This is a genomic window from Oleiphilus sp. HI0066 (assembly GCF_001635725.1).
Window position 1 is genome coordinate 1 of sequence record NZ_LWFH01000519.1, and the last position, 977, is coordinate 977.

2 protein-coding genes are annotated in these 977 nt (G+C 47.4%); both read left to right on the plus strand.

The features are described 5' to 3' along the window. Window positions 1-462 (plus strand): oxidoreductase family protein (locus A3738_RS07150; RefSeq protein WP_156504046.1); only part of this gene is annotated, 462 nt, incomplete at its 5' end. Further along, window positions 449-977: inositol monophosphatase family protein (locus tag A3738_RS07155; protein WP_304440076.1), on the plus strand; the 529-nt coding region annotated here is incomplete at its 3' end. The genes A3738_RS07150 and A3738_RS07155, both read left to right, overlap by 14 nt.

The following is a 977-nucleotide window of genomic DNA, read 5'->3' on the forward strand; positions in this document are numbered from 1 at the left end:
GATGATCTGGCGCTAAAACGTGCTGCTGGAGCTATTGATCAAAAGCTCAAAGCAAGCCCTTTTCACACACTACTTCATGGTGATGCGAAGCTAGCGAATTTCTGTTGTTCTGAAGATGGGGCAAAGGTTGCGGCGGTTGATTTTCAATATGTCGGGGCAGGGTGTGGCATGAAAGATCTAGCTTACTTCATCGGTTCATGTCTCTACGAAGATGACTGCGAAAAGTATGAGGCAGCCTTACTTGATGATTATTTTTTGGCTTTGGCTGACGCGCTTGATCGATACTCTGCAATGCATTTGGCGCGATACTCTGTACAAGAAATCGAAGCTTCATGGCGTCCTTTGTTTAAGTATGCGTGGGCTGATTTTCATCGCTTTGTGAAAGGTTGGAGTCCCGGTCATTGGAAAATTAATTCGTACAGCGAACGCCTAAGTAAAGAGGTTGTAGATGAACTTAACTGAAGCTGATTTACTGCATTTACTTGAGGTCGCCTGTGATGCAGCCCTGGCTGCGGGAGAGGTGATTGCTGCGGGTGCTACGCGTGAAATCGATGTACAGCATAAAGACACAGGCGGGAGTTTGGCCACGCNAGTCGTGACCGAGATTGACCTTAAATGCGATGCCTTAATTCGAAGCAAGCTGGCTGCAAGTGCAGAACGCTATGATTTTGCACTGCTTACCGAGGAGACTGAAGACGATGGCGCTCGACTCGAGAAAGATTATTTCTGGTGTGTTGACCCTCTAGATGGCACGCTTGCATTTACTCGAAAAGTGCATGGTTATTCAGTTGCTATTTCTTTGATCTCTCGACAGGGCGAGCCAGTGATTGGCGTAGTGTACGACCCAGTTAAGCGAGACCTGTATTCTGCTGTTAAAGGACAGGGCGCATGCTACAACGGAAAGCCTTGGACGCTCAGTGCTAGTGCTCCTGACACAGGGCAAATCAAGACTTTAAATGTTCAATTGGACTGCAGTT